The sequence below is a fragment of the uncultured Thomasclavelia sp. genome (assembly GCF_944324745.1).
Classification (GTDB): Bacteria; Bacillota_I; Bacilli_A; order Erysipelotrichales; family Coprobacillaceae; genus Thomasclavelia.
The window spans coordinates 1-20272 of the sequence record NZ_CALUXO010000065.1; the positions used below are offsets into that span (position 1 = coordinate 1).

General features: G+C 31.1%; 15 protein-coding genes and 1 pseudogene. 13 read left to right on the plus strand and 3 right to left on the minus strand.

Translation table 11 applies throughout. The features are described 5' to 3' along the window. Nucleotides 1–198 precede the first annotated feature (198 nt). Together Q0K54_RS08225 and pduL are read right to left on the minus strand one after the other, a co-directional pair. The gene (locus tag Q0K54_RS08225; protein ID WP_294580077.1) at nt 199–828 is read right to left on the minus strand and encodes a DUF4230 domain-containing protein; all 630 of its coding nucleotides are present in this window, start codon (nt 826–828) and stop codon (nt 199–201) included. A 75-nt stretch (nt 829–903) separates the two neighbouring features. Then, a complete protein-coding gene (gene pduL, locus Q0K54_RS08230; protein ID WP_294580079.1) occupies nt 904–1476 on the minus strand; it encodes a phosphate propanoyltransferase in 573 nt (190 codons plus the stop codon). A 300-nt stretch (nt 1477–1776) separates the two neighbouring features. Here pduL and gltB point away from each other — a divergent pair, with 300 nt between their 5' ends. From gltB to Q0K54_RS08250, 4 genes are all read left to right on the plus strand, one after another. Continuing rightward, nucleotides 1777–6288 carry a glutamate synthase large subunit gene (gene gltB, locus Q0K54_RS08235; RefSeq protein ID WP_294580081.1) on the plus strand — a complete coding sequence of 1504 codons (4512 nt, stop codon included), beginning with the start codon at nt 1777–1779 and terminating at the stop codon, nt 6286–6288. 2 nt (nt 6289–6290) lie between these two features. Then, a complete protein-coding gene (locus Q0K54_RS08240; protein WP_294580083.1) occupies nt 6291–7772 on the plus strand; it encodes a glutamate synthase subunit beta in 1482 nt (493 codons plus the stop codon). A 108-nt stretch (nt 7773–7880) separates the two neighbouring features. Beyond that, nucleotides 7881–8783, plus strand: a complete 903-nt coding sequence (locus Q0K54_RS08245; RefSeq protein ID WP_294580085.1) for a PHP domain-containing protein — start codon at nt 7881–7883, stop codon at nt 8781–8783. Nucleotides 8784–8953: 170 nt separating this feature from the next. Next, nucleotides 8954–10387 (plus strand): LCP family protein, encoded by a 1434-nt coding sequence (locus tag Q0K54_RS08250; protein ID WP_294580087.1) that lies wholly within the window; start codon nt 8954–8956, stop codon nt 10385–10387. Between the two features lie 193 nt (nt 10388–10580). Here Q0K54_RS08250 and Q0K54_RS08255 read toward each other — a convergent pair whose 3' ends face one another. Beyond that, nucleotides 10581–11093: a ferritin gene (locus tag Q0K54_RS08255; RefSeq protein ID WP_294580088.1), complete on the minus strand. Its 513-nt coding sequence runs from the start codon at nt 11091–11093 to the stop codon at nt 10581–10583. Between the two features lie 170 nt (nt 11094–11263). Between Q0K54_RS08255 and cdaA the strand changes: the two genes are divergently transcribed. From cdaA to Q0K54_RS08300, 9 genes and pseudogenes are all read left to right on the plus strand, one after another. Continuing rightward, complete coding sequence (cdaA, locus tag Q0K54_RS08260; RefSeq protein ID WP_294580090.1) at nt 11264–12073, plus strand: diadenylate cyclase CdaA; 810 nt, start codon at nt 11264–11266, stop codon at nt 12071–12073. Nucleotide 12074: 1 nt separating this feature from the next. After that, nucleotides 12075–13493 carry a YbbR-like domain-containing protein gene (locus Q0K54_RS08265; protein ID WP_294580092.1) on the plus strand — a complete coding sequence of 473 codons (1419 nt, stop codon included), beginning with the start codon at nt 12075–12077 and terminating at the stop codon, nt 13491–13493. Between the two features lie 12 nt (nt 13494–13505). Next, a complete protein-coding gene (glmM, locus tag Q0K54_RS08270; RefSeq protein WP_294580094.1) occupies nt 13506–14858 on the plus strand; it encodes a phosphoglucosamine mutase in 1353 nt (450 codons plus the stop codon). 76 nt (nt 14859–14934) lie between these two features. Next, nucleotides 14935–15588, plus strand: a complete 654-nt coding sequence (locus Q0K54_RS08275) for a response regulator transcription factor (protein ID WP_294580096.1) — start codon at nt 14935–14937, stop codon at nt 15586–15588. Beyond that, nucleotides 15588–16919 (plus strand): HAMP domain-containing sensor histidine kinase, encoded by a 1332-nt coding sequence (locus tag Q0K54_RS08280; RefSeq protein ID WP_294580098.1) that lies wholly within the window; start codon nt 15588–15590, stop codon nt 16917–16919. The genes Q0K54_RS08275 and Q0K54_RS08280 overlap by 1 nt, the downstream gene beginning before the upstream one ends. Nucleotides 16920–17041: 122 nt before the next feature. Next, nucleotides 17042–18427, plus strand: a complete 1386-nt coding sequence (locus tag Q0K54_RS08285; protein ID WP_294580099.1) for an MATE family efflux transporter — start codon at nt 17042–17044, stop codon at nt 18425–18427. Between the two features lie 128 nt (nt 18428–18555). Further along, a complete protein-coding gene (locus tag Q0K54_RS08290; RefSeq protein ID WP_294580101.1) occupies nt 18556–19128 on the plus strand; it encodes a hypothetical protein in 573 nt (190 codons plus the stop codon). 61 nt (nt 19129–19189) lie between these two features. Further along, entirely contained in the window at nt 19190–19855 is a 666-nt protein-coding gene (locus tag Q0K54_RS08295; RefSeq protein ID WP_294580103.1) for a LytTR family DNA-binding domain-containing protein, read from the plus strand. Then, a pseudogene (locus Q0K54_RS08300) lies at nt 19852–20272 on the plus strand (hypothetical protein); the annotation flags it as partial. The gene Q0K54_RS08295 and the pseudogene Q0K54_RS08300, both read left to right, overlap by 4 nt.

Genomic DNA, 20272 nt, shown 5'->3' on the forward strand with positions numbered 1-20272 from the left:
GAAATATCATTCTTGGGTATATCAACGTCATAAGAAACTGTAAAATCTAGTGGTAATGTTGGTTGATATGAGTTATAATCTTTCTTGTATAATTTATTTGTTTTCATATTTCAATTATACCAAAAAATGTACGATTCCTCGTACATTTTTGCGTTTTTTTGCTACTTTTTTTCTTTATAGGTCGTTACAGCCCCTTTTTTATGAATTTGAATCAATAAATTGAACTTCAATATCATAGTTATCTTCAACGCCAGGCAGGGCATTTAAATATTTTTTTATTGTATCTTGTGTTCTAGTCGCTGCTTCACTTAAAAGTCCATTTTCAATCGCTTCAGCTTCAACAGCTTCTTTTTGACTGGTTGCAAAAGTAGCATAATCGTTTACAGAAATTGGATTGAAGATATTACGAGTTTCATCGTAGACTTCGATGCTGCTTTCATCAATTTCATTACTCAAAATTTCAATTTCAGGAATCGATACTGTAATTATATTATCACTAATATCAACTTGAATTTTATCCATCTTAATACCAGCTTTTAAGCTGCCATCATAGGTAATTAAAAAACTTTTTTGAGTTAAGGGAATATCCCAGCCATTAAATTGTAGACTATTTGAAAATTCACCAACTTTGGTATAATTATAAGATAATGTTGCCAGTTCTTCGATATCTTGAAGCTGTTGAGTTAAGCCGGTAGAAGTAATTTTTGGTTCATCACTGTTACTTGCAAATTGGGTTCCGGCAAAAAAGATCAACAAACAAACAATTATAATAGCTATAATTCCACCGATAGCTTTTTTTGTTTTACCTAATGCTTCTAGAATTTTCATCTTTTATCACCTTCATGCTAGGATTATAGCATAGTTCGACAAAAGATACGATAAAAAAAAGCCTTTTCAGGCTTTTTATTCAACAATTGTTCCGTATACTTCGCGTCCACATCCAGCAGCATTTGATTCATCAGTATCAATGTGCATTGCTAAAGCATAGTTATCACTAACACGACAAACAACATCACCAAAAATCAAAGAACGTCCTTCAGTTTCGATTTTAACATTGACGATATCTTTATCTTTAACGTTGAATTCTTCAGCATCTGCAGGTGTCATATGAATATGACGTTTTGCAGCAATAACACCACAAGGAATTTCTACTTCTCCAGCTGGTCCGATAATTTTGCATCCAGCAGTTCCTTCAATATCTCCAGATTCTCTAATTAAAGCATTGAACCCTAATGAACGAGCATCTGTTAAAGAAACTTCAACTTGAGTTGCATTTCTTGTAGGTCCTAAAACTGACATTTTTTGTTGCCCTTTAGGCCCAACTACAGTTACTTTTTCTTCACAGGCGAATTGACCTGGTTGTGATAAATCTTTTTTATTTGTTAGTTGATATCCTTTACCGAATAATGTTTCAAGATCACTATCTGATAGATGAACGTGTCTTGCTGATGTTTCGACTATAAATTTTTTTGCCATATTTTATCTCCTCTTCCTTATTATATATTACTCTTTTTAAGGCTATTTTCAAGGAATTAGTTTAAAAAGGATAAAAAAATAAAAAAAATTAAAAAAAATATTATAGAAAAATTTATTAAATTAGTAAAAAATAATTATCACCAATGCTAAAAAATAGTTATTTTGTAGCAAAAATATTAAAATTAAGCACTTTTTTAATCTGGTTTAGCAGAAAATTTAGGAAATTACTAAAATTATAAGATATCTTTACACTTTTATCGAAATAGTGTATTATGATTCTACAAAAAAGGGGGAAACGACATGAACGAGAATAAAAATCTTGGCTTATATGACGAATCTTTTGAACATGATAACTGCGGAATTGGAGCCGTTGTTAATATCAAAGGTGTCAAAACGCATCTTACTGTAAACAATGCTTTGAAAATCGTTGAACAGTTGGAACATCGGGCTGGAAAAGATGCTTCAGGTGAAACTGGGGATGGTGTTGGTATTTTAACACAAGTACCATACAGCTATTTTAAAAAGACGATTACTGAATTTCCTTTACCATTAGAAGGTAAATATGGGGTAGGGATGTTATTTTTACCTACCGATGAACATTTACGCAACCGGGTTAAAAAGATGTTAGAAACAATTGTCCAAAAAGAGGGAATGGAATTTTTAGGATGGCGAAAAGTTCCAACCGTACCTGAAGTATTAGGTAAAAAGGCTTTAGATGCAATGCCTTCAATCTGGCAATGTTTTATTAAAAAACCACATGGTGTTGAAAAAGGAATTGCTTTTGATCGAATGTTATATCAAGCTCGACGTATTTTTGAGCAAAGTAATTTTGATGATACATATGTATGTTCTTTTTCATCAAGAACAATTGTTTATAAAGGAATGTTTTTAGTAGGACAGTTACGTTCATTTTTTGTCGATTTACAAGATGAAGAATATAAAAGTGCTATTGCTTTAGTTCACTCACGTTTTTCAACTAATACGATGCCATCTTGGCAAAGAGCGCATCCTAATCGTTTTATAGTTCATAACGGAGAAATTAATACTATTAAAGGTAATGCTAATAACATGCTTTGTCGTGAAGAAATCATGGAAACTGATTTGATTGATACTAAAAAAGTATATCCAGTTGTCGATGTTAATGGATCTGACTCAGCAATGTTAGATAATACATTAGAATTTTTAGTAATGTCGGGAATGGAATTACCACGGGCAGTGATGATGTGTATTCCAGAGCCATATGATAATGATAAAAGCATGTCACAATCTAAAAAAGATTTTTATGAATACAATTCTACTTTAATGGAACCATGGGATGGACCAGCCTCTATTTTATTTAGTGATGGTGAAGTCATGGGAGCTGTTTTAGATCGTAACGGATTGAGACCGTCAAGATATTATATTACTCGTGATGATTATCTAGTATTGTCATCTGAAGTAGGAGCGTTGGAAATTCCTCCTGAAGATATCGTAGTTAAAGATCGTTTACGTCCAGGTAAAATGTTGTTAGTTGATACCAAGGCTGGTAAATTGATCGAAGATAATGATTTAAAGGAAAGATATGCTCATCAACAGCCTTATGGTGAATGGTTGGAAAGTAATTTGATTAAATTAAAAGATATGCGAATCCCAAATGCCAGAGTAGAAAGATATCAAGGTGATGAATTAACTAAGCTGCAAAAAGTCTATGGATACAGTTATGAAGATGTTAATAACTATATTAAAAAGATGGCTTTAAATGGTAATGAAGAGGTTGTAGCTATGGGTAATGATGGACCACTGGCAGTTCTGTCTAAACAACATCCACCGCTATTTAATTACTTTAAACAATTATTTGCTCAAGTAACTAATCCACCAATTGATGCTATTCGTGAAGAAATTATTACGTCAACATCACTTTGTATTGGTAGCGAAGGAAATATTTTAAATGATAATGAGCGTAATTGTCATTTGCTTAAAATTGAGAATCCAATTTTAAGTAATACTGATTTATTAAAAATTAAAAACATTAAAAAAGAAGGCTTTAAAGTCGCAGTTTTATCAATCTTGTATTATAAAAATACATCGTTAGAAAAAGCATTGGATAAATTATTTGTTGAAGCTGATAAAGCTTATCATAGTGGTGCTAATATTTTGATTTTATCTGATCGCGGTGTTGATGAAAATCATGTGCCAATTCCTTCATTATTAGCAGTAGCTGCAATGAATGTCCATTTGGTTAATACGAAAAAGAGAATGTCAGTAGCTTTGATCATTGAATCTGGAGAACCACGCGAAGTGCATCACTATGCAACTTTAATTGGTTATGGAGCTAGTGCAGTTAATGGTTATTTAGCTCAAGATACAATTTTTGATTTAATTGATGAAGGTTTATTAGATAAAGATTATTATGCAGCAATCGAAGATTACAATGAAGGTATTTTACATGGAATTGTTAAGATTGCTTCTAAGATGGGAATTTCAACTATTCAATCATATCGAGGATCACAAAACTTCGAAGCAATTGGTTTGGCTAAAGAATTTGTTGATAAATATTTCCCAAAAACAGTTACTAGAATTGAAGGTAAAACCATTAATGATATTGAAGAAGATGTTGATTATCGTCATAGCTGTGTTTTTGATCCGCTAGGATTAGACGTTGATATTACACTTGATAGTCGTGGTGATCATAAAGAACGTAGTGGGAAAGAAGAACATTTATATAATCCACAAACGATCCATAAATTGCAACTGGCAACTCGTTTAGGTGATTATAAGTTGTTTAAAGAATATTCAGCCATGATTGATGAAGAAGGTAAAGATATCAATTTACGTGGTTTATTGCAATTTAAAAAGACTAAATCAATTCCAATCTCTGAAGTTGAAAGTGTTGATAAAATTATTCAAAGATTCAAAACTGGAGCCATGTCTTATGGATCAATTTCTAAAGAAGCCCATGAAACTATGGCAATAGCGATGAACCGTTTAAAAGGTAAGTCAAATAGTGGTGAAGGTGGCGAAGATCCAGAACGCTTTATTCCTGATGAAAATGGTGATAGTCGCTGTTCAGCAATTAAACAAGTAGCTTCAGGACGGTTTGGAGTAACATCTGAATATTTATGTTCAGCTAAAGAAATTCAAATCAAAATGGCCCAAGGGGCTAAACCAGGTGAAGGGGGGCAACTTCCAGCTGGTAAAGTTTATCCATGGATTGCCAAAACCCGTCATAGTACACCAGGTGTTGGTTTAATTTCACCACCACCTCATCATGATATTTATTCAATTGAAGACTTAGCCCAATTAATTTATGATTTGAAAAATGCTAATCAAGATGCCCGTATTTCTGTAAAATTAGTTTCAGAAGCGGGAGTTGGAACTATTGCTGCTGGGGTTGCTAAAGCCGGGGCTGGAGTTATCTTGATTTCTGGATACGATGGTGGTACTGGAGCTGCACCAAGAAACTCTGTTTATAATGCTGGTTTACCTTGGGAATTAGGATTAGCTGAAGCTCATCAAACATTGATCATGAACGATTTACGTGGTCGGGTAGTGTTAGAAACTGATGGTAAGTTAATGACTGGTCGTGACTTAGCGATTGCTACATTATTAGGAGCTGAGGAATATGGATTTGCAACTGCCCCATTAGTAACAATGGGATGTGTAATGATGCGAGTATGTAATCTAGATACTTGTCCAGTTGGAGTAGCTACTCAAAATCCGATCTTACGTAAAAGATTTACTGGGAAACCAGAATATGTTGAAAATTTCATGCGTTTTGTAGCTCAAGAATTACGTGAGTATATGGCTATGTTAGGATTTAGAACTATTGATGAAATGGTTGGACGGAGTGATTTATTAGAAGTTCGTCCTGATGTTAAAAATGTTGATTTATCTAAGATCATCGATAATCCATATACCGATGCTAAAGAAACCCATCATAATCCTAAGAATAATTATGACTTTGAATTAGATAAAGTTAAAGATACTACTGTTTTATCTAAACAATTAGATAAAGCGTTAAAAAATAATCAAAATAGTGAAATTAATGTTGAAGTTTCTAATGTTGATCGTACTTTTGGAACTTTATTTGGATCTAAAATTACTAAAATGTATCCTGGTGGTATTGATGATGACACTTTTACTGTTAATTGTTATGGTTCAGGGGGACAAAGTTTTGGAGCCTTTATTCCTAAAGGATTAACACTATCATTACATGGTGATAGTAATGACTATTTTGGTAAAGGATTGTCAGGTGGTAAATTGATTGTCGTACCACCAGAAAATTCACTCTTCAAAGCAGAAGATAATATTATCGTTGGTAATGTTGCTTTATATGGGGCAACTTCTGGTGAAGTATATATCAATGGTATTGCCGGTGAACGTTTTGCAGTTAGAAACTCTGGAGCTACAGCAGTTGTCGAAGGGGTTGGCGATCATGGGCTTGAATACATGACAGGTGGTTTAGTTGTCGTTTTAGGGCCTACAGGTCGTAACTTTGCAGCTGGTATGTCTGGAGGTATTGCTTATGTTTATGATCCAGAAAATCGTTTATATTCTCGAATCAACAAAGAATTAGTATCATATAGTGCTGTAACCAGCAAGTTTGATGAAGAAGAATTGCGACAGTTAATCAATAAGCATTATGAACATACAAAATCACAAGTAGCTAAAAAGATTTTAGATAATTTTGGTGAACAAGTGTCATTATTTAAAAAGATAGTACCTCATGATTATCAACATATGATTGAGCTGATTAAATATTATGAAAAACAAGGTCTATCAAATGATCAAGCAAAAGTAGAAGCCTTTAATGCGGCAAGAAAGGGGGCATAACAATGGGAAAACCAACTGGATTTTTAGAAATTAAACGTAAAGTTAGTAAAGAAATTGAACCAAAAGAGCGAATTGCTAATTTTAAAGAATTTCATAAACATTTAAGTAAGGATGAACAAGCTAGCCAGGGTGCTCGTTGTATGGATTGTGGTGTCCCATTTTGCCAATCTGGAAAATTATTAGAGGGAGCTGTTTCTGGTTGTCCATTAAATAATCTAATTCCTGAATGGAATGATTTGATTTATCACAATAACTATAAACAAGCTTTTTCAAGATTATTAAAAACTAATAATTTTCCTGAGTTCACTTCAAGAGTTTGTCCAGCTTTATGTGAAGCAGCCTGTACTTGTGGTTTGAATGGTGAACCAGTTACCGTTAAAGAAAATGAACACGGGATTATTGAAGATGCTTATGAAAAAGGACTAATGAAAGCCTGTCCTCCTAGTCATCGTATTGATAAAAAGATTGCTGTTATTGGTTCAGGACCTGCTGGATTAGCTGCTGCTGATCAATTAAATAAACGTGGCTATCAAGTAACCGTATTTGAACGTGATGACCGTATTGGTGGGTTATTAATGTATGGAATTCCAAACATGAAATTAGAGAAAAATGTTATTGATCGTCGAATTAAGATTATGGAAGATGAAGGGGTCACATTTAAAATAAATTCTGGAATTGAAACAAAACAACAGGTTAAAAAGTTATTAGATGATTTTGATCGCGTCATTTTGGCTTGTGGTTCTCGTAAGCCTCGGGATATTAATGTACCAGGTCGCCAAGGAAACGGAATTTATTTTGCAGTTGATTATTTAACTCAAGTGACTAAATCTTTATTAAATAGTGAATTAAAAGATAAACAATTTCCAGTTACTAAAAATAAACATGTTTTAGTAATTGGTGGTGGTGATACAGGAAACGACTGTGTAGCAACAGCAATCCGTTTGGGATGTAAGAGTGTAACTCAACTTGAAATGATGCCTGAATTACCAGAAGTCAGAAGTGAAAATAATCCATGGCCTGAATGGCCTCGAATCAAGAAAACAGATTATGGTCAACAAGAAAGCATAGCTGTTTTTGGTCGAGATCCACGAATCTATCAAACAACAGTTAAAGAATTTATTCTTGATAAAGATAACAATGTGAAACAGGCTGTTATTATTTCTTTAGAACCAAAGGAAAATAAAACGACTAAACGCGTTGAAATGGTACCTGTTGCTGGTAGTGAAAAAACAATTCCAGTAGATTTGGTTTTAATTTCAGCTGGATTTGTGGGATGTGAAGATAAGGTAGCTAAAGCATTTGATGTCAAATTATCACCACGTGGGAATGTAGATAGTAATAATAATTATCAAACTAATATCAAAAATCTTTATGTTGCTGGTGATATGCGCCGTGGGCAATCATTAGTTGTCTGGGCGATTCGTGAAGGCCGTGAAGTTGCCCGAGCTGTTGATTTTGATTTAATGGGATATAGTAATTTATAAAATTGGAAGCAACTGCTTCCTTTTTTTATTATAGTTTTCAATGTATTTTTTGATAAAGTACGCTATAATTTTATTATAAATAAAATTTTATAGTAAAGGTGGGAAGTTATGAAAGAAATCGATTTACATATTCACAGTAATTATTCTGATGGAACCGATAGTCCTGAAGAAATAGTAATTAAGGCTCGTGATAAAAAAATAGATTTGATTGCTTTAACTGATCATAATACTCTAGATGGTATTAATGATTTTAAAATAGCTTGTTTAAAATATCATCAAAAAGCACTAGCTGGTATTGAGATATCGAGTTATTATCATAATCAAGAAATTCATTTATTAGGATATTATAATTTAGAAACTGACTTTAACCTGCCTAAATATCAGCCATTAAAAGATTTGATTGATGAATATCAGGAAATTAAAGTGCATCAAAATGAAGCAATATTAGATAAATTAATTGCAAAGTATCCACAATTATCAAATTTTGAATTTTATCAATTTTGTAAAACTATTTCCAAAAGACAAAATCTAAATCGGGTTCATATTGCCAAATATCTAGTTTATAAAAATGTCGTACCAACTACTAAAATAGCTTTAGATGAATATATTAATGAAGGGGGCCCATTTTTTGTAAGTAAACAGCCAATTGATTTATTTAAAGCAATTGATACAATTAAAAAAACTGCTGGTTTAGCAGTTGTTGCCCATTTAGGAGAATATCATTTTGATATTAATGACAAAAGATTGTTTTTAAATGAATGCTATCATCATCAAATTAATGGATTTGAATGTTATCATCCTTTAAATACTCTTGATGATATTAATTTGATACACTCTTTTTATACACAACATACAACTATGATTTTAACGGCAGGCTCTGATTATCATGGTAAAAATAAAAAACATAATTATTTAGGAGTTCCTTGTAATTTAACACTATCAGCTAAAGATAAAAAGCAATATGATTTGATTAGGGAACAGACATACAAATCTTTACAAAAGCTTTTTTAAATTATGATTAATATGTGATATAATTATTGACATAAATTGATGTTTAATAAAAAAATACTTCATAAATAGCATTGATTTATGAATGCATGCTAAACAATGCGATTTTGACAAACGAAGATTGTAATGGTATGCTAAATAAAGTATAATGGGCATGTCACGGAGGGATAAAATTGAGTAGAAAATTACAGAAATTTAATCGTATGCGAAAAATAAAAAAAATATTTAAAGATGTCAGAACCTATTTTATAGTTGTTTTAGCAATACCAGTAATTTGGTTGATTTATCAAATTATTCGCTATCGGATTTTACCAACAAGATATATTGTAATAGCTGTTATCTTATTGTTAATATTCGCAGGATTATTAGTCTTATCGCAATATAAAGCCAAGAAAAAATCAGTTCGAATTGCTGGAAAGGTTTTAATTGTACTTTTATGTGCTGTTCTATTAATTGGAAATGTTTACTATATGCAAACTGTAAGTAGTATCATGGGTGTCTCTAGCACGGAAGATACAGATGTGGTTTCAGTTGTTGTTTTGAAAAACAGCTCATATGAGTATATTGAAGATTTAAAAGGGAAAGTATTTTCAACTCTGGCAACTGAAGATGAACATGTTGACAGTGTTTTAAATACAATTAAGGCTACAAATGGAGAAACGCCTGAAGTAAAACGTTATCCAGGAATTTTAACATGGGTAAATGCTTTATATAGTGGTGAAGTTAGCTGTCTGGTAATGAATGAATCATATCGTGCTATTATTGAAGAAGATTACGAAACATTCAGTGATGACACTCGAGTTATTTATAGTAAAAATTATGTTACAGAAATCGACAATACTACTAATACTGATTTGACTAAAAATACTTTTAGTGTTTATATTAGCGGTATTGATACATATGGAACAATCAGTACTAAATCTAGATCTGACGTTAATATGATTGTAACAGTCAATCCAACAACAAAACAAATACTGTTAACAAGTATACCACGTGATTATTATATTCCATTTAATGTTTTAGGTGGCGAACGTGATAAATTAACACATTCAGGACTATATGGTGTTGATGAAACCAAAGGAAATGTAGCTAGCTACTTTGGAATTGATATTGATTACTATGTTCGGGTTAATTTTACAAGTTTGATTGAAATTGTTGATGCAATCGGTGGTATAGAAGTCGATAATCCAACTGCCTTTGGACAGTTTGAAGCTGGAACAATTCATTTAAATGGGGAACAAGCTTTAGCGTTCTCTAGAGAAAGACATGCTTTTGCTGAAGGAGATCGAGAACGTGGTCGTAATCAAATGCGAGTTATTACTGGAATTATTAATAAAGTAATTTCACCATCAATTATTACTAATTATATGAGTCTATTAAGTTCACTACATTCTACATTCCAAACTAATTTAACTGATGATCAAATGATTAGTTTATTAAGAATGCAAATCAGTGATATGAGTGGATGGAATATTGAAAGTATTAGTGTTGATGGTACTGGTGCCTCATTATATTCACCAATTTATGGTTCTAATTTATATATGATGGTACCTAATGATAGTACTGTAGAAGCTGCTAAAGAAAGAATTAATGCATTATATCAATAATAAAAAAGGCTATAGTTAAAGAGTATTCACTCTTTGCTATAGCTTTTTTTTGTTTATAAGGTATTATTGTAAAAAGATGATACATTAAATTTTTAGTATTATTTTCTTGTAAATATTTATTAATACTGTTTATTATAAGATTAAGATAAAAACGATAGTCAAAATAGTGACTATCGTTAGTTAACGGATGTTTTTATAAAGTTAATGATGGAGCAGAGTATACTCGTTGTTTTAATTCACTATCAAGCATATACAATCCCTTAGAGTCGCTACCAAATAAATCATATTTGCTGATCATATCATGAGCATTAGTTTCTTCTTCTAATTGCTCTTTAATGAACCAGTCTAAAAATTGCATTGAGCGATAATCTTTAATTGTGAAAGCTGCATCATAAATATTATGAATTAAGCTAGTTACATATTCTTCATGTTCTAATCCAAAAACTAATGGATCTTTAAGTACCTTGCATTCTTTATCTGGTTTATCAATCGCTTCCAAAACAACAGATTCGTTATTGTTTTGAAGATATTGAATAAACAACATAGCATGATCTCTTTCTTCTTGAGCTTGAATTTGATACCAGTTTGCAAATCCATCTAATCCTTTATCTTTATAAAAATTGGCGAAGTCTAAGTATAAATATGCTGAATAAAACTCTTTATTAACTTGATTATTTAATAATTCAACTATTTTTTTATCTAACATTTTTAAACCTCCTTACATAAATAAGTATAACGCTGATTGGTAAAAATGTTAATCTATTTTAACAAAAAAATAAATTATTTTGTCGCTTAAAGATTATTAATTCTTTGGTAAAGTGTTTTTATTTTAAATATGATGATGTTATAATGTTATAGAAAGTTGGTGATTTTTAGATGCAATTAATTTCAGCATTTTCATTTAATTTAAGTTCTTTAGTAAATATCGTAAGAGCTTTTATTGATTTGATCTTAGTTTGGTATGTTATTTATTTATTAATTTCTATGCTTAAACAAAATATGCGTACAATGCAATTGTTTAAAGGAGTATTGTTGATATTAGTATTAAAATTAATTACTAGTATTTTTGGTTTAAGTGCAATGGATTATTTAGTTGATACAATCTTAACCTGGGGTGTAGTATCAGTAATCATTGTCTTTCAACCAGAAATCCGTGGTTTGCTTGAAAAAATAGGACAAACTAAACAAGAAATTAAGCATGATCATATTTCAAATGATGAAAAGGAGCGTTTGATGGATGAATTAGTATCAGCAATTACTAAGTTATCAGAAGATCAAACTGGAGCATTGATTACGTTTGAAAGAGGTCAATCATTGATAGATTATATAAATACGGGTACTAGAATTAACGCAGATATAAAATCGGAACTGTTTTTAACGATTTTTTGGGAAGGAACGCCACTTCATGATGGAGCCACAATTATTCGTGGTGATCGTGTAGTTTGTGCAGCAGCATTTTATCCACCAACGAATCAAGAATTAAGTCCATTATATGGAGCTAGACACCGTGCGGCTTTAGGAATCAGTGAAATAACCGATTCCCTTACAGTAGTTGTTTCAGAAGAAACCGGAACGATTTCTTTTGCAACTGATGGGAAACTACGGAAAATTCCCCGTAAGGAATTAAGAGCAAGTTTAGTCAATGAATTAGACTGGTTTAATTCTCAAGATAAGGATGGTGAGTAAGATGCCAAAAAAAGAAAATCCTAAAAATCCAATTAAAAAAGATTCGACTACTGATTTCTTTTTAAATTTTATTACTCGTCAAAAATCAGAACAAAAACAAAATGAAAAGAAAATTCGACCAAAAATTAATGATGAAGGGATTAAAGTTACAGATAAAGCCCATCGTGCTTTTTTTAAAGCCTTTAATTCAATCAATATTTTTATTGATCGAATGTTAATTTCTAGCCGGTCGATAAAATTTTTATCATTTTTATTAGCTATAGTATTACTTTTAACTATTAATGGTGGAATTACTAATATATTTACAACACCCAATGGTGGAGATTATATTCAAGATGTCCCTATTACTATTGAAGGACTTCAAAGTGATTATGATGTAGTTGGCCTGCCAGAAACGGTTAATGTTGCTTTAGTTGGACCATCGTTAGATATTTATAGTGCTAATATCACTCGTAATTATAAAATCGTTGCTGATTTTTCTACACTAGGTGAAGGAGAACATACAGTGGAATTACGTAGTGAAGGTTTTTCCAGCAATTTACAAGTTATGATCTCACCACAAACAGTTACTGTAAGAATAACCCAAAAAGTAACTAAAACATTTGAATTGGGCTATGAATTTACTAATGAGGATAAGATGGGCAGCGATTATTCAGTATCGGTAGCTTCAATGGAACATAATGCAGTTGAAGTATCTGGATCACAAGATGATATTGATCGAATTAATAGCGTTATGGCAGAAATTGATTTAACCGGAGTAACCAAAGATTTTGAACAAGATGCTAAGATTTATGCTTATGATCGTAGTGGTGAAGAAGTGGATGTTGAAATCATTCCTAGTACAGTAACAGTTAATTGTGAAGTTTCGTCTTACAGTAAAGAAGTTGATATTGTTCCAACTTATACTGGTCAGTTTGCCAGTGGTTATGGTCTTCAAAGTATTAGTTTATCGAAAGATAAAGTGCGGATTTATGGAAAGCAAGAGTTGTTGAATGATATTAATGAGGTTTATGTAAATATTGATATTTCTAATGTTAGTACCAATAAGGATTATAGTCGTTTGCCAATTACTGGAACTGAAAATATTAATCGGTTAGAATTTGATACCGTTGATGCCAGTATTCAAGTTAATACGACCACGACAAGAAACTTTGATGATATTCCAATTAATGTCATCAATAATAATGATAATTATGAAGTTGTCTTTGCCGATGGTCAAGATACGGCGGCAGTAGAAATTGAAGGTGTCGAGTCAGCCTTATCAACAGTAGTGGCAGATGATATTTATGTGACAATTGATTTAGAAAACTTGCAAAGTGGTAGAAATACTGTTAAAGTAAATTTAAGTTTAAATCAGGGATATCTTACTGGTCGTTTAACGTCACCAGAAAGTATAACAATTACCTTAAGAAAGCAATAGGAGGAAAAAAGAATGGGTAAGTATTTTGGAACAGATGGATTTAGAGGGGAAGCAAACGTTGACTTAACAGTTGAGCATGCTTATAAAGTAGGGCGCTATCTTGGATGGTACTACTCACAAAATGGACATAAAGCAAAGGTAGTTATTGGAAAAGATACTCGTAGAAGTTCTTATATGCTGGAATATGCTTTAGTATCTGGTTTGACTGCCAGCGGGGCTGATGCCTACTTATTACATGTTACAACGACACCTTCAGTATCATATGTAGTAACTAGTGATGGATTTGATTGTGGAATCATGATTTCAGCTTCACACAATCCTTATTATGATAATGGAATTAAAATTTTGGATTCCAATGGTTATAAAATGGATGCTAAAGTTGAAGGTCTAATCGAAGAATATATTGATGGATTATCAGGTGAAATCCCATTGGCAACTAAGGATAAAATAGGTTGTGCATTGGATTATTCAATGGGAAGAAATCGTTATATTGGATATTTAATGTCAATTCCAACTAGAGCCTTTAGAAATTATAAAGTTGGTTTAGACTGTGCTAATGGTGCCAGCAGTTCCATTGCTAAAAGTGTCTTTGATGCTTTAGGAGCAAAAACATATGTTATTAACAGTGATCCCGATGGATTAAATATTAATACTAATTGTGGTTCAACTCATATTGAAGTTTTACAGCAATATGTTAAAGATAATGCTTTAGATATTGGATTTGCTTATGATGGCGATGCTGATCGTTGTATTTGTGTTGATGAATTCGGAAGAGTTATCGATGGTGATTTAATTCTATATGTTTGCGGCAAATATTTAAGAGATCATGGTGAATTAACAAACGATACTGTTGTTACTACCGTAATGTCTAACTTAGGTTTGTATAAAGCTTTTGACAAAGAAGGAATTAAATACGAAAAAACTGCTGTTGGAGATAAATATGTTAATGAAAACATGGTTAAAAATGGCTATGTTTTAGGTGGAGAACAATCTGGGCATATTATCTTTGCTAAACATGCGACAACAGGTGATGGTATTTTAACATCTTTAAAAGTTATGGAAGCTGTTATTGAAAGTAAACGAACAATTGCACAATTGACAGAACCAGTAACTATTTATCCACAATTAATGAAAAATGTTCCTGTTCGTGATAAAAAAGAAGCTCAGGAAGATCCAGACGTAAGAGCCGTTATTGCTGAAGTTGAAGCTAATTTAGGTGATGAAGGACGCGTTCTTGTTCGTGAAAGTGGAACAGAACCAGTTGTAAGAGTAATGGTAGAAGCGGATACTGATGAAAAATGCTTGGAAAATGTTAATAAAATTGTTGATAAAATGATTGAAAAAGGATTTGTTATCAAAAGATAAAATAACATAATATCACATAATATTGCCATATAATATGGCAATATTCCATATTATAGTAAAAAGTGAGGTGAAATATATGCAATTTAGAATTAATATTATCGATGATGAAAAGAATTTAAATGATTTGGTAAGAACTTATTTAGAAAAAGAAGGCTATATAGTTTACTCATTTTATACTTATGATGAAGCTTTAATGCATAAAGATGATGATGTCCATTTATGGTTGATTGATATTATGCTTGATCGAGCAAGTGGTTTTGAATTGTTTAATGAAATTAAAGAATGTCGCCCCAAAATGCCAATAATATTCATGTCTGCTCGTGATCAGGAGTTTGATCGCATTATTGGTTTAGAAAAAGGGTCTGATGATTATATTACAAAACCATTCAATATTAAAGAAGTAATTTTAAGAATTAATAATTTAATTAAACGTTCTTATGATGACCCATCAAGAATCAAAATGGATGGTTATGATATCGATTTAGAAAAAAGAAGAGTTTTTTATAATGGAGAAGAAATAGTTTTAACGACAAAAGAATATGATTTGTTAGTTTATTTCATCAATAATAAAGGGCTCGCTATTTCTAGAGAACAAGTACTTAGTAAAGTATGGGATGAAAACTACTTCGGTAGTGACCGAGTAGTTGATGATACACTAAGAAGATTAAGAAAGAAAATGCCCGAAATTAATGTACGTACTATCTATGGATTTGGATACCGGTTAGACTAATGTTAAAGAAATATTCTTTGCAACGACAGCTTATAATTATTTTTGTTTTAATTGCAGTGGTTGTAGTTGCTGTATTAGTTCCATTAATTAACAAAAATTTGACAGATTTGATTGATAATCAAATGTATGAAACGTTAGAATTGGCCCAAAACCGATATATTAATTTCGATTTTGCTCCTATTGAAAATACAAGCTCCAAACAAATCTATCATATGAAATACTATCCTAGTGATGGAACAGATTCTTCTAATAATGGGACATTGATCCCTACTACCAGCATGACTAAAGATGATGCTTATACAATATATAATGTTTTAGCTGACGATTTAGCTTTGATGATTGAACAAAATAAAACAACAGTTCATGGGAAAGGTTCGGATTTATTAGGGGATACTGTTTATTATTTAATTAATAATAGTAACGGAACTTATGTCATATCTGCATTATATGGGGATTATTCAGATGATTTGATTTCGGACATTCAACAGCAGATTATTAATATCATGTATTTTGCTTTAGCGATAGTTGCAATAGTAATATTTATTTGGGTGAGCAGTTTAATTAAACCACTTCGTCAAATTACTAAATATATTGAAAATGTTCGTAAAGATAAAGAAGCGGAATTGAAAATTGAACGCGGTGATGAAATTGGAATTGTTTCGAAATCGCTTATAGCAATGAAAGATGAAATAGACAAGCAAAATAAGATAAAAGAAGAAATGATCCATAATATTTCTCATGATTTAAAAACACCGATTGCTTTAATAAAATCTTATTCACAAAGTGTTAAAGATGATGTTTATCCATATGGTGATAAAAACTCATCAATGGATGTAATTATCGAAAATGCTGAGCGGTTAGACAGCAAAGTACGTAGTTTATTATACTTAAATCGTCTAGATTTTATTAGTGGTGAAAATACTGATAGTGAAGTTGATATGAAAGAGTTAATTGAACATATTACTTCACAGTTATATGGAATGCACCCAGATATTGAAATAGTAACTAACCTCGGTTATGTTTCATTTAAAGGTGATGAGGAATGTTGGCGGATCTGTATTGAAAATATTATTGAAAATGCTTATCGTTATGTAAAGAGTAAAATAAAGATTGATTTGAAAACAGATTACTTAGAAATATATAACGATGGAGAACCAATTGACAGTGATAATATTGAAGCTTTATTCCAGCCATATGAAAAAGGGACTAAGGGTCAATTTGGACTTGGTTTATCAATTGTCCGGAAAACTTGTACAATGTATGGTTATAAAGTTAAAGCAGTAAATCATGATGTTGGTGTTAGTTTTATAATTGAAAAAGATGATAAATAAAGGATAGTCAATTTAGATTATCCTTTTTTGCTGTTGGTAAAATCAATAACTAATTTTTTATTTTGAAAAAAAGAAAGATAATTTGTCATAATTAGTTATAATATAGCATGAAGGTGAGAAAAATGAGTAAAGTCGAAAATAATTTTGCAATCGGCAGCGTATCAAAACATATTGTAAATCTGGCAGTGCCGATGATCGTAGCCCAGCTGATTAATGTTTTATATAATGTAGTTGACCGGGTTTATATTGGAAGAATCCCTGGTGAGGCCACATTGGCAATGGGTGGCTTAGGCTTATGTTTGCCATTAATATCGATTATCAATGCTTTTGCAAATTTATTTGGAATGGGTGGAGCACCACTATGTTCTATTGCAAGGGGGCGAGGTGATAATGATGAAGCCGAGAAAATTATGGGAAATTCTTTTGTGCTGTTAATTATTTTCGGGATTTTATTGATGGTAGTTGGTCTTATTTTTAAAGAAGATTTACTATGGTTGTTTGGCGCCAGTGAAAATACGATTAGCTATGCTAATGATTATATGACGATCTATTTACTAGGGACTATTTTTGTTTTAATTGGACTGGGTATGAATAGTTTTATCAATAGCCAGGGGTTTGCTAAAATTGGAATGATGACTGTTTTATTGGGAGCAGTAATGAATATTATTCTTGATCCAATTTTTATTTTTGTTTTTGATATGGGAGTTCAAGGAGCAGCTATTGCTACAGTAATTTCCCAGTTTGTTTCAGCAATGTGGACTTTTATATTTTTAACTGGGGAAAAGACTATTTTAAAAATTAAAAAATCTTGTTTAAAACTACAATTTAAATATGTATCACAGATTGTTTCATTAGGAACAGCTGGTTTTATGATGGCAATAACTAATTCAATCGTTTCAATTGTTTGTAATGCGACATTATCACAATATGGGGGCGATTTATATATTGCGATTATGACGATTATTAACTCATTAAGAGAAGTAGCTCAATTACCAGGACAAGGAATTGCTAATGCTTGTCAACCGGTCTTGGGATATAATTATGGGGCCAGGAAATATCAGCGGGTCTTACAGGGAATTCGTTTCGTAACGATTACAGCGTTAGCGATGATGTTAGTTTTATGGCTGGCTATAACTGTGTTTCCACAATTATTTATTCAAATATTTAGTCATAATCAAGAAATAATTACTGATGGGGTAAGAGCATTAAGATTATATTTCTTTGGTTTTTTTATGATGGCTTTTCAAATGGTAGGCCAGGCAGTGGCCGTAGGTTTAGGAAAATCAAGACAGGCAATTTTCTTTTCTATTTTTAGAAAAGTTATCATCGTAGCACCGCTGACAATTATTTTACCAATATATATTGGAATAGATGGTGTTTTTATCGCTGAAGCAATCAGTAACTTTATTGGTGGTGGTGCTTGTTATATTACTATGTGGTTAACTATTGGTAAAAACTTAAAAAAACAAAGTATGCTCGAAAATATTAACGAAGATCCAGAACTATAATTGGTTTTGGATTTTTACTATTTCTAGACGAAATTTGTTAGAATTTGCTAAAAATCAATATTCACGCTATAATATAAAAAAATCATAATATTGGCTAGTAATCTAACTAATAGGAAGGAAATAATAGAATGATCATATTATTGGAAGAGCTGGTTAGAATTATTATTCTAATTGCAATGCTTCAGATAATTCATGTTTTAGATGATAATAAAAATAAAATTAGTATTCTCAGTATTTTAAGTATCATTATTAATTTTATAATATCATTTTTTAATTTAGCTAATAATATCGCTGGAGTAATTTTTTATTATGTTATTAATATCGGATTAATTATGCTGATGTGTAAAAAGTTATCTAACGGTTTATTCCATGGGATTTGTTATTATATTGTTGAACCACTTGTAGCTATTTTAATTTTATATTTAAATACTTGCTTAAATATGCAGTTTTCATCACTGTCAAGTTATATTGTAGCACTGTTATGTGCCGGGATTTTATCAGCGGTCCATTATTTTCAGTTAGTGCGTTTTCGCGGAAATGTTGTTAAGCTGTTGGTAATTAATGGATTGATGCTAATTGTTGCAGTTTACAGTAATTATTGCTTGAGTAATAATTATAACTTGCTTAATAATTGGTATTTTATTGGGGTTATTATAATAGTTATTTGGATTTGTTCAAATTGGTTTTTGTGTCGAAAATAAAAATTTGGCTGTAATGAAAAATGATTACAGCTATTTTTAATACGATAGAAAGGAGGCACAAATGATTTCAGTAGGGGTTGTTGATGATTCAAAACAGTGGCTTGATTTGATGTATCAGGAGATTTCAAAACGTTTTAACGAGCTTGAGATTCATCTGTTTCGTTCAGTTAAAGAACTGGATCAATCAATTGATTTTGTATTATTAGATATTGATATGCCAGATATTGATGGAATAGATTTTGCTAAAAAGAATTTAGATACTAAAATAATTTTTGTTACTAATTATGATACAAGAATTAAAGAAGCTTTTGGTCCTAATGTCTATGGTTATGTTTCTAAAAGTAATTATCAAAATGAATTATTTGATAAGATTTTAGAAATGATCAAAATTATTAAAGATAATCATTTAATTAGTTTTACAATTAATCGTGAAGAAGTTTATGTTCGGATGGATGATATAATTTATTGTCAATTTTTAGGTAGTCGCGTAGTATCGATCGTTTATAAAAATAAGTGCATGATGATAAAAAATACTACTTTAAAAAAAGTAAAAGAAAAACTAGATGATCGTTTTATTGAAATTAGTCGTGATACTATCATAAATAAAAATAAGATTATTGATTATCAAAACGACAATGTTTATTTAGAAGGGGTAAATAGTCGCTTTGAGGTTAGTGTGCGAAATCGTTCCCTGGTAAAACGATGTTTTTTTGAGGTTATTAAATGACAGCATTAGTTTTAGAATACTTTTTTTGTTTGGTTTATGTTGTTACTTTTACAATTGCTTTTAAAATATTATCAAAACATAAGTTAAAATGGTTTAAAACAATTTGTCTTATTTTAGTATCTTCATTTATAAATTTTTTGCTGACAGGGTCTAATTCTTTAGTTTTTAATGAGTTTATTTTGCAAAATACGGGGATTTGGATTTTAGATTTTATTTTTATTAGTTGTTTAGTTAAGGAAATAGATACTAAAAATTTATTTTATAGTTCGATTTTTGAAGTGTTATATATTTTAAGTATTAATTGTTTTATCCATCTGATAAATTTATTTACTGATTTTAATCGCGATATCGCGATGTCACCATCACTCCAAAGAATTCTGATGGTACTAACTGTAAATGCATTGACTCTTTGTTTGT

What these genes read in the sequence shown, in the direction of transcription:
- Q0K54_RS08285 (WP_294580099.1), top strand. Translation starts at nt 17,042, where the DNA reads ATGAGTAAAGTCGAAAATAATTTTGCAATCGGCAGCGTATCAAAACAT.
- Q0K54_RS08295 (WP_294580103.1), top strand. Translation starts at nt 19,190, where the DNA reads ATGATTTCAGTAGGGGTTGTTGATGATTCAAAACAGTGGCTTGATTTG.
- Q0K54_RS08275 (WP_294580096.1), top strand. Translation starts at nt 14,935, where the DNA reads ATGCAATTTAGAATTAATATTATCGATGATGAAAAGAATTTAAATGAT.
- Q0K54_RS08280 (WP_294580098.1), top strand. Translation starts at nt 15,588, where the DNA reads ATGTTAAAGAAATATTCTTTGCAACGACAGCTTATAATTATTTTTGTT.
- Q0K54_RS08240 (WP_294580083.1), top strand. Translation starts at nt 6,291, where the DNA reads ATGGGAAAACCAACTGGATTTTTAGAAATTAAACGTAAAGTTAGTAAA.
- glmM (WP_294580094.1), top strand. Translation starts at nt 13,506, where the DNA reads ATGGGTAAGTATTTTGGAACAGATGGATTTAGAGGGGAAGCAAACGTT.
- cdaA (WP_294580090.1), top strand. Translation starts at nt 11,264, where the DNA reads ATGCAATTAATTTCAGCATTTTCATTTAATTTAAGTTCTTTAGTAAAT.
- Q0K54_RS08255 (WP_294580088.1), bottom strand. Translation starts at nt 11,093, where the DNA reads ATGTTAGATAAAAAAATAGTTGAATTATTAAATAATCAAGTTAATAAA.
- pduL (WP_294580079.1), bottom strand. Translation starts at nt 1,476, where the DNA reads ATGGCAAAAAAATTTATAGTCGAAACATCAGCAAGACACGTTCATCTA.
- Q0K54_RS08290 (WP_294580101.1), top strand. Translation starts at nt 18,556, where the DNA reads ATGATCATATTATTGGAAGAGCTGGTTAGAATTATTATTCTAATTGCA.
- Q0K54_RS08245 (WP_294580085.1), top strand. Translation starts at nt 7,881, where the DNA reads ATGAAAGAAATCGATTTACATATTCACAGTAATTATTCTGATGGAACC.
- Q0K54_RS08265 (WP_294580092.1), top strand. Translation starts at nt 12,075, where the DNA reads ATGCCAAAAAAAGAAAATCCTAAAAATCCAATTAAAAAAGATTCGACT.
- gltB (WP_294580081.1), top strand. Translation starts at nt 1,777, where the DNA reads ATGAACGAGAATAAAAATCTTGGCTTATATGACGAATCTTTTGAACAT.
- Q0K54_RS08225 (WP_294580077.1), bottom strand. Translation starts at nt 828, where the DNA reads ATGAAAATTCTAGAAGCATTAGGTAAAACAAAAAAAGCTATCGGTGGA.